The 1,345-nt window shown below is 54.2% G+C and carries 2 pseudogenes; both read left to right on the top strand.

Annotated elements, in window-relative coordinates:
• Nucleotides 1–1,102 (top strand): annotated as a pseudogene (locus tag QVO97_RS00270) (putative DNA modification/repair radical SAM protein); the annotation flags it as partial.
• 20 nt (nt 1,103–1,122) lie between these two features.
• Nucleotides 1,123–1,345, top strand: a pseudogene (locus QVO97_RS00265) (DNA metabolism protein); the annotation flags it as partial.

The raw sequence follows: 1,345 nt of genomic DNA, 5'->3' as shown, positions 1-1,345 counted from the left end.
TCCGACGGCTGATGGTCTGGCGCGCCTGGCGCCGGGAAAGACGCGGGACAAGATACTGCGCCCGATGCGCCAGATCCAGACTGGGATCGCGAGACAGCTGGAGCAGGAAGGGCGTCTGGAGAGCAGAGGGGCATGGCTTCCGCAGAAAGAGCGCGGAGAAATTCAGATTCCGGGAGACGGGAGATATGGAATTGGTGGTAAAGCGATAGGAAAAGGGGAAAGGGAATGTCTGCAGGCTGACAAGGGAATTCTGAGTCTGAATCAGACAGAGACAAAGATGGATTGGGGGCGGAATGGAGACAAGGTAAAAGGATTTATGAGGTCGAAAGAGCCGGGGGGAACGGATGAAAGGGTTGGAAGGACACATACACCGGAGATCCCCCGTGTCATCCCAGGACGATCGATCTATGGCAGTTTCGGACTGGGAAATATCTCAAACCGCAAGAATTATTTCGTCCCCGGCGGTCAGAGCACACAGCTCATTGTCGGGGCGACTCCGGAGAGTGATTATCAGATGGTTGCGGTCGCGGAAGCGCTGTATCGGAATTTTGGATTAAAGAGGGTCTTTTATTCGGCGTTTATCAAGGTGAATGAGGACAGCTTGCTTCCGGATCTTCCGGACGGACCGCCGCTTCTGCGAGAACACCGTCTGTACCAGGCGGACTGGCTGATGCGCTACTATGGCTTCCGGGCGTCGGAACTTCTGAGTGAAAAACACCCTAATTTTAATGTGTTTCTGGATCCGAAGTACGACTGGGCGCTGCAGAACCTGGGAGAGTTCCCGGTGGAGGTAAACCGGGCACCGTATGAGATGCTTCTGCGGGTTCCGGGCATCGGGGTAAAGTCTGCGATGCGGATTGTCGCTGCGAGAAAGCAGACGGCGCTTCGGTTTGAAGATTTGAAAAAGATGGGAGTTGTGTTGAAGCGGGCGGTATACTTCATTACCTGTTCGGGGCGGATGATGTACCCGGTGCAGATCCGTGAGGATGCGATCGCGGCACAGCTAATCAGTGAAGAGAAGCGGAAGCAGTGGCAGTTGTCACAGAGCGGGCTGTACCGTCAGATGTCGCTGTTTGATGATTTTCATATGGCGCAGGCATGAAGCAGACGGAGGAGAGAAAAATGGTTGTATTTGTATGCGAAGACAGTCCGGAAGGTATATTCACAGGAGTATATGATGCCTGGAACAGCCGCTTAGGGCATGAGAATGTGCGGCTGGAAGTACAGGGCGAATATAATTACAGCTTGTTTTCGGAGTACCGAGAGGTGGCGGTGGATCGGCTCAAGGCACAGAAAGTCGTGCGCTCGGTGCGCCGATCCCTGTCAGAATTGGCGTACAGCTGGA

Origin of the sequence: Clostridium sp. CAG:43, assembly GCF_000434655.1 — a bacterium.
Classification (GTDB): Bacteria; Bacillota; Clostridia; order Lachnospirales; family Lachnospiraceae; genus Otoolea; species Otoolea fessa.
The sequence above is the reverse complement of the archived record's forward strand: the minus strand, read 5'-3'. Positions and strand labels throughout refer to the sequence as shown.